Source organism: Sulfurimonas sp. (assembly GCF_032250635.1).
GTDB lineage: Bacteria > Campylobacterota > Campylobacteria > Campylobacterales > Sulfurimonadaceae > Sulfurimonas.
This window is the reverse complement of the sequence record NZ_JAVVFL010000103.1, coordinates 1-7,906: the sequence shown is the minus strand read 5'-3', so window position 1 is coordinate 7,906 and position 7,906 is coordinate 1. Positions and strand designations below refer to the sequence as shown.

Here is a 7,906-nt window from a genome sequence, read left to right as displayed (position 1 = left end):
AATTCAAGAGTGTTATGGAGATGCAGACGGTATAATTATTAATCCTGCGGCGTATACTCACACATCTATAGCGATTCGTGACGCTATTTCTGCTGTAAATCTTCCTACTATTGAGGTTCATATTAGCAATATTCATCGCCGCGAAGAGTTTAGAAAGCAAAATATGGTCGCTCCTGTTTGTACATCTTCTGTTATCGGATTTGGTCCTTTTGGATACCACCTTGCAATGGTTGGAATGGTACAGATTATGAATGAGATAAAAGCAGTTCAAGAGATGCAAAAACAACAGTCTCAGGCTGCGCAGGAAAACTAATTTTATGTATGTAAAGCGTAAAATAAGTGAGGAGTTGCAGACCTTTAAGAATTTACGCGATAGCTACAAAAATAGTCCAAATAACTCACACCGCTATATTGCTACCGTAGGTTTAGGCGGAAATATCGGCGATGTCAAAAGAAGATTGATCCATTTGTATAATTATCTCAAAAAAGATAGACAGGTAAGCCTTTTGCAGACATCACTGATTTTGAAAAATCCTCCCTTTGGTTTTGCAAATCAAGATGATTTTTTTAATGCGGTCGTTATGCTTAAAACCAGCATGCAACCTAAGTTTTTTTTAGGCTATTTAATGAGATTAGAGAAAAGATTTGCGCGCAAAAGAAGTTTTGCAAATGCTCCAAGGACATTAGATTTGGATATAATTTTTTTTGATAACAGAGTAGTGAAGACACAAAAACTTCAAATACCGCATGCAAAGTGGTTTGAGAGAGAGAGCGTGTTGATACCATTGATGGATATACAGAGATGAAGATTTTAACTTTTACCGGAAGAACACCCTCAGAAGCATTGAAAAAAGCCAAGATGGATGTTAACTATAGCCAAATGCTTCATATAGACACAAAAGAGATCCAGAAAAAATCATTGGGCAGAGAGCCTATTTATGAGATAGTCATGGGAATCGAGGGTGACTCTACGGCGCATGCCACATATCAAAAAACAAAATCTTCACAAAAAGATGAGAGACCGCTTACCCAAAAGAGTGCAGATGTTTTGTATGACATCTCCTACGCAGCAAGACAGATATCCAAGATTGCGGATGTAAAAGAGCCTCTGCATGAACACCAAGAGAGTAGATCTCAGATGCTGTTTGAACCTAAAGAGCTCAAAGATATAAAGTCTGAAATTGTAAAACTCGGCGATAAGGTCAAGGTTATTCAAAATATGTTTTGGGATGAAAAAGCCCCTAACCTTGAGAGCCATATCCCATCTGAGTTTGCAGAGATTTACCGTCTTGCTTCTCAAAGCGGCATGAATCGGGATCATCTTGACGCCATTATGAGAATGACGCTTGAACATATGCCCTTTAGAATGAGAGAGAGTTCGGCAACCGTAAAAAGATATTTTCAGACTGTTCTTAGAAAAATGGTGCCAATCAGACTAGAGAGCACCCCCTCCATAGGAAATAAAAAAGTCATTATGCTCGTAGGTCCTACGGGCGTCGGCAAAACTACATCGGTAGCAAAATTGGCGGCAAGATACTCCTACCTCATGCAAAAGAAGTATAAAGTAGGGTTGGTTGTGCTTGATACTTACCGCATAGGTGCGGTTGAGCAGCTTATGCAGTATGCTAGAATGATGAAACTTGGCATTGAAACTGTTGTAGACCCCATAGATTTTGCAAGTGCGCTCGATTCACTTAGATATTGTGATTATATACTTATCGATACGATGGGTTCAAGTCCTTATGACAGAACAAAAATAGAGAAAATCTATGAGTGTCTTGATGAAAACGACGTCAAATATAACATCGATGTAGTTTTGGTAATGCCAAGTTCTATAAAGTATGAGGATTTAAAAGCTACTTACGATAATTTTTCAACGCTAAAAGTTGACACTTTGATGTTTACAAAGCTAGATGAAACAAGAGGTTTTGGCAATATATTTTCTCTCGCCTATGAGACAAAAAAACCTATAAGCTACTTCTCTGTCGGACAGGAAGTGCCTGAAGATTTAGTCTGCGCAAGCAGTGATTTTCTAGTTGAGTGTTTGTTAAACGGCTTTAACAGGAGCAAGGCATGATAGGACATCAGGCTCAAAAGTTAGAAGAGCTTATCTCTTCCTCGGCTGCTAAGAAGTCTAAAAAAACACGCTTTATTGCAGTTACAAGCGGAAAAGGCGGAGTCGGAAAAAGCACAATCAGCTCAAACCTTGCCTATGTTCTTTCTCAAAACGGATTAAATGTCGGGATTTTTGATGCAGATATAGGTCTTGCAAATTTGGATGTTATGTTTAATGTTAAAATTAAGAAAAATATCCTGCATGTACTCAAAGGCGAAGCAACCGTTTCAGATATTTTGATTCCTATTACCAGAAATCTTATACTTATTCCCGGAGAGAGCGGCGATGAGATTTTGAAATACTCAGATAAAGCTCTTTTTGAGAGATTTATGAGTGAGGCTGAAGTCTTAGACAAGCTCGATGTTATGATAATTGATACGGGAGCCGGTATAGGAGAGCATATAAGAATGTTCTTGGATGTTGCCGATGACGTTATAGTTGTCACTGTTCCGGACCCGGCTGCAATAACAGATGCGTATGCGACCATAAAAACAATAGCAACTTTTAGAGATGATATAAATCTCATTATGAACCAAGTAAAGAGCGAGAGAGAGGCAGTTGCGGTATATGAAAAGATTAAAAAAGTCGCATCGGCAAATATAGGGGGAAAACTGAACATAAAGCTTTTGGGAAAAATCAATAGCGATATTAAAGTCTCCTCTTGTGTAAAGCAGAGAGCTCTTTTTAGCGCTATGCATCCTGGTTCGACAGTTCATAAAGATATTCTCTTAATTGCCAACGCAATAAGTAAAAATTTGGAACGAGATGTGCTTGTTATGCCTAGTGAAAGCGGGTTATCCGGGCTTTTTAAGCGATTAGTAAAGCATTTTTAAATTAAACTTAAGGCTTTTTTATATGTTGGGTGAGAACTTTATATACTTTTTTACTATTCAGGGTTTTTTTATGGGAATAGTATTTGGTGTATTAAAATCATTTGATGCAGAAGGTCTTTTGGTATATACATTTTTAATAACTACATTTTTTTATCTATTTTCCCATATAATAGTCTCACTGTACTACAAAACATCCGTTGGAAAGTTATACTTTTTCCCAAAAGAGTCGCATGAAAAAAGACTTGACATTTTTGCCAATGAGATAAATAAGAGAGAAAAAATTATAGACTCAGCTATTAAAATTACAGATATAGCAATCAGCGTAAACAGCCAAGAGAACAGGAAGAGTTCATGATTTCGGCATACACGCAAGATTTAAAACATAAAGAAGATGAGCTTGCAATACAGTATCTGCCTGCGGTTAAAGCAATGGCTTTTAGGTTAAAAGAGAGACTTCCAAGCTCTATTGACTGCATGGATCTCTCGGCTATAGGCACGGAAGAGCTTATAAAACTGGCACGTAGGTATGATGAGGGTTTAAATGACTCTTTTTGGGGGTATGCCAAGAAGAGAGTCTACGGTGCTATGCTTGATTATCTAAGAAGTCTTGACATACTCAGCCGTGCCAGCAGAAAACTTGTAAAAGCGATAGATTATGCAATAGAAGAGTATAGAGTGTTGCACAATGAAGAACCGAGTGACGTGGAGTTGGCTGAGATTTTGGATGAGAGTGTAGAGAAGATACATGAAGCAAGAATAGCATCAACAATCTATACCGTTATGCCTCTTGAAGATCAGTTGCAAGTTGGAGATGAGGGCTCATCTATTGCCAATATAGAAAAAGAAGAGCTTATAGAGAATATAAAAACTGTTCTTAGTCGCTATAGTCAAAGAGAGCAACTGGTTATACAGTTTTACTATTTTGAAGAGCTAAATTTAAAAGAGATCAGCGAAATTTTGGATATTACAGAGTCTAGAATTTCTCAAATCCATAAGTCGGTTATCCATAAAATTAAAGAGAGTGTAGGAGCTTAAGATGGCAGACATACTTTCACAAGAAGAGATAGATGCGCTTTTAGATGTTGTTGATGATGAGGGAGATGATATACTTGAGGGAGATGAAGACTCTTTAGTATCTCAAAGACAGGTAACTCTTTATGATTTTAAAAGACCAAACAGGGTCTCAAAAGAGCAGCTTCGTGCATTTCGCAGCATCCATGACAAAATGGCTAGATCGTTAGCTTCTCAGATATCTTCTATTATGCGCTCAATCGTTGAGATACAACTTCACTCAGTTGACCAGATGACGTATGGCGAATTTTTAATGTCACTGCCAAATCCTACAAGTTTTAACGTTTTTTCTATGAAACCTTTGGAGGGAAGCGGAGTTATCGAGATAAACCCTTCCATTGCTTTTCCTATGCTTGATCGTCTTTTGGGCGGAAAAGGCGAACCGTTTGATGCAAGCCGTGAATTTTCCGATATTGAGCTTAGCCTATTTGAGACTATTTTAAGAGTTATGATGGCAACTCTAAAAGAGGCTTGGGGACCTGTTATGGATATATTTCCAAATATAGAATCCAAAGAGTCGAGCCCTAACGTTGTGCAGATTGTTGCTCAAAACGAAATTGTCGTTATGGTTGTTATGGAGATTATTATAGGGCAGAGTTCAGGAATGATGAACATCTGTTATCCGGTTATTGCGTTAGAGCCTGTTTTGCCAAAACTTGCCAGCAGAGATTTGATGCTTAATGAAACAAGCACAAAAAAGAGTAGAAATACAGAGTTGCATGTGCTTCTTGGTGGTGCAAAAGTAGGTCTTGAGGCAATGCTCGGTGATGCAGAGCTTTCGCTTCGAGATATTTTGGATCTGCAAAACGGAGATATACTAAGGCTAAACAATGCTGCTAATGATATAGTTACATTGTGTGTAGACGGTAAAGATAGATTTCGCGGAAAAATAGGTTTGAGGAGATTTAGAAAATCTATTCAAATCACAGAGATAATTGATACAGAAAAAGATGCGGTTAAGCGTGCTCTAGAGAATTTTGAAACAATTAGACGGGAAAAAATATCTGGCGTAAAAGATATTATTTTTAATGCTGATGAAGATAAAAACGAAGATGATTATGAGTATGATAAAAAAAGTAAAAAAGGGATAGAAGATGAGTAGTTTTATGAAGCTGTTTGAAGATGAAACGGTAGCAACAATAGAGGCACTGATAGGTCAGGCTCCATCACTTGAACTCAAAGAGGAGCAAGAGTTAAGCATTATATCCAACATCATACCTCCTATTGTACTTTTAAACATAAGCGTTAGCGGTGACATCGATGCTTCCGTAATGGTCGCGCTAACACCAAATCTTGTCACATCATTATCCGATATGATGATGGGCGAAGAGGCAAGCGAGAGAGAAGATGTGGGTGAAGATGATCTAGATGCGGTAAAAGAGATAGTCTCAAATATATTTGGCGCAATATCAAATACGCTCTCAGCTCAAAAAGAGCTTCCCGTATTATCTTTTTATATTGAAAAAATTGACTATATCGGAGAGAACAAGGAAGTCTCCTTAGAGAACTACAGTAAAATGTTTGTATACAATTTTAGTATAGAAAGTCTCAAATCTCTTTTTATGTTTATAATGGATGAGAATTTGCAAAATGCGATATTTAAAACAGGAAAAGCTTCAAACAGTGAACAAAAATCAGACTCAAACAGCTCTGGAGATACAATGCCCTCTGTTTCATTAAATAGTGAAGAGATGAACAATATATCCCTTATTATGGATGTAAAACTCCCGGTAAAGGTTAGGATTGGAAAGAAGAAGATGCTATTAAAAGATGTTTTAAATATGGATATAGGATCTGTAATAGAGTTAAATCAACTTGCAAATGACCCACTAGAGATACTGGTGGATGATCATGTAATTGCTGAGGGCGAAGTCGTTATAGTAGATGGAAATTTTGGGGTTCAAATCACTACAATCGGAACGAAAAGAGAGAGATTAAACCAATTAAGATCATAGAAAAATAGAAAGTAGTTTATATGCGTAAAAAAAAAGATGATTTAACAAAAAAGTATATAAGAGAGATTAAATCAGCGGATGTTTGGAGCGTTTTTAAGATTGTTGCCGACTTCGTAAAGGGTTTTGATGAACTAGGGGAACTTGGACCGACGGTTACCATGTTTGGAAGTTCTAAGGTGAATAGTAAAAATAAGTATTATAAAAAGGCACAAGAACTATCTTCTATGCTTTCCCAAAGAGGATTCAATATTATGACGGGTGGTGGACCCGGGGTTATGGAAGCCGCTAATAAAGGGGCATATGAGCACAAAGATGTTGAATCAATAGGTCTTAATATAGATCTTCCTTTTGAGCAGGTTCCAAATAAGTATACGACTACGGATCTGAATTTTGACTATTTTTTCTCAAGAAAAGTGATGTTGGTCAAGTACTCTATCGGTTATGTAATATTTCCTGGCGGGTATGGAACTCTCGATGAGCTATTTGAAGCATTAACGCTTATACAAACCAAAAAAATAAGCGGTGTGAAGATTTTTGTTGTTGGAATTGAATATTATAAGCCGCTTCTTGATTTTGTAGAAAAAAAATTACTCAAGAAAGGTATGATAAGCAGTGAGGATTTTAAGCAGATTAGACTCACAGATAACCTCCAACATGTAGTAGATGAATTAGAAGTGTCTATATTGGAACAGATTGAATTTCTTAGAGAGCATAAACTTGAAGATACACAGTACTACAAAACATTAGAAGAGTTCTCTAGAGATAAAAATATTGAAAAAAAGTTAAAGTAATTATGAAAAAAGAAAGTATGGGTAAAAAAGTTCTTGTCGGAATGAGCGGAGGAGTTGACTCTACAGTTTCGGCACTGCTGCTAAAAGAGCAAGGTTATGACGTCGAGGGACTCTATATGAAGCTTCACTCCAAGCCGGGTTATCATGAGATTAATCAAGCAAGAGCACAAAAGGCTGCAGACTTTGTCGGTATGAAACTGCATGTGCTTGATCTACAAGATGCTTTTAACAGAGAAGTTTTTCAACCTTTTATAGATACCTATGCTGAGGGAAAAACACCAAATCCATGCGCATTGTGCAACAGAAGTCTGAAATTTGGCGAGATGGTGAGGTTTGCAGATAAAATAGGCGCAGACTATATAGCTACGGGTCACTATATAAAAACAGACGGAAAATATTTCTATGAAGCCGATGATGATACAAAGGATCAAAGCTATTTTCTCTTTTATGTAGATAAAACTATTTTGCCAAGATTACTGTTTCCGCTTGGAGATAAAAAAAAGAGTGACATAAAAAAGCTAGCCGCATCAATAGAAGGATTAGAATCGTTTGCATCTCAAGGCGAATCATCAGAGATATGTTTTGTTGAGACAACCTATACCGACCTGCTAAAAGATTATGTTGAAGTAGACAAAATAGGTCAAGTGCTCGATAAAGACGGAAATGTGGTCGGAGAGCATAGAGGCTACATGCATTACACAATCGGCAAAAGAAAGGGTTTTACGGTCAGAGGTGCGCATGATCCTCACTATGTATTAAGCATTGATGCACAAAAAAACCAAATTATTGTTGGAAAAAAAGAAGAGTTGGCTTGCCACAGCGTGGTTCTTAATAATTTGAATCTTTATACCGATGAAAAAGAGTTTGATATCACTGTTAAGTTGAGATATAGAACTAAAGCCGTTCCTTGTCATGTTGAAGTAAAAGAGAACAAAGCATATGTTACTTTAAAAGAGAGTGTATTTGGTGTAGCAACCGGACAGGCGGCAGTTTTTTATGATGGCAAAAAACTAATCGGCGGCGGTTGGATAGAGGAAAATTAAAGACAATTCTTCTCTTAAAACCTCCAAATAAAATTCTTCTACAAACTCTCTCACAAATTAAGAAATAAATAAGCATAACTTCCCTATAATTCCCCTC

The 7,906-nt window shown here is 37.1% G+C and carries 10 protein-coding genes; all 10 read left to right on the top strand.

The window, feature by feature from the left end; genetic code table 11:
* Positions 1–313: type II 3-dehydroquinate dehydratase (locus RQ763_RS07265; RefSeq protein WP_314152068.1), on the top strand; the 313-nt coding region annotated here is incomplete at its 5' end.
* Positions 314–317: 4 nt separating this feature from the next.
* Positions 318–806 (top strand): 2-amino-4-hydroxy-6-hydroxymethyldihydropteridine diphosphokinase, encoded by a 489-nt coding sequence (gene folK, locus RQ763_RS07260; RefSeq protein ID WP_314152066.1) that lies wholly within the window; start codon positions 318–320, stop codon positions 804–806.
* The gene (gene flhF, locus RQ763_RS07255; RefSeq protein ID WP_314152065.1) at positions 803–2,077 is read left to right on the top strand and encodes a flagellar biosynthesis protein FlhF; all 1,275 of its coding nucleotides are present in this window, start codon (positions 803–805) and stop codon (positions 2,075–2,077) included. Before folK ends, flhF begins: the two co-directional genes overlap by 4 nt.
* Positions 2,074–2,949, top strand: a complete 876-nt coding sequence (locus RQ763_RS07250; RefSeq protein ID WP_314152064.1) for a P-loop NTPase — start codon at positions 2,074–2,076, stop codon at positions 2,947–2,949. The genes flhF and RQ763_RS07250 overlap by 4 nt, the downstream gene beginning before the upstream one ends.
* A 70-nt stretch (positions 2,950–3,019) precedes the next feature.
* Positions 3,020–3,304: a hypothetical protein gene (locus RQ763_RS07245; RefSeq protein WP_294930497.1), complete on the top strand. Its 285-nt coding sequence runs from the start codon at positions 3,020–3,022 to the stop codon at positions 3,302–3,304.
* Entirely contained in the window at positions 3,301–3,984 is a 684-nt protein-coding gene (locus RQ763_RS07240; RefSeq protein ID WP_314152063.1) for an RNA polymerase sigma factor FliA, read from the top strand. Before RQ763_RS07245 ends, RQ763_RS07240 begins: the two co-directional genes overlap by 4 nt.
* A 1-nt stretch (position 3,985) precedes the next feature.
* Positions 3,986–5,122 carry a flagellar motor switch protein FliM gene (gene fliM / locus RQ763_RS07235; protein WP_314152061.1) on the top strand — a complete coding sequence of 379 codons (1,137 nt, stop codon included), beginning with the start codon at positions 3,986–3,988 and terminating at the stop codon, positions 5,120–5,122.
* Positions 5,115–5,975 carry a flagellar motor switch protein FliY gene (fliY, locus tag RQ763_RS07230; RefSeq protein ID WP_314152060.1) on the top strand — a complete coding sequence of 287 codons (861 nt, stop codon included), beginning with the start codon at positions 5,115–5,117 and terminating at the stop codon, positions 5,973–5,975. The genes fliM and fliY overlap by 8 nt, the downstream gene beginning before the upstream one ends.
* A gap of 20 nt (positions 5,976–5,995) precedes the next feature.
* The gene (locus RQ763_RS07225) at positions 5,996–6,766 is read left to right on the top strand and encodes a TIGR00730 family Rossman fold protein (protein ID WP_314152059.1); all 771 of its coding nucleotides are present in this window, start codon (positions 5,996–5,998) and stop codon (positions 6,764–6,766) included.
* 17 nt (positions 6,767–6,783) lie between these two features.
* Positions 6,784–7,809: a tRNA 2-thiouridine(34) synthase MnmA gene (gene mnmA / locus RQ763_RS07220; RefSeq protein WP_314152069.1), complete on the top strand. Its 1,026-nt coding sequence runs from the start codon at positions 6,784–6,786 to the stop codon at positions 7,807–7,809.
* The last annotated feature ends 97 nt before the right edge of the window (positions 7,810–7,906 follow it).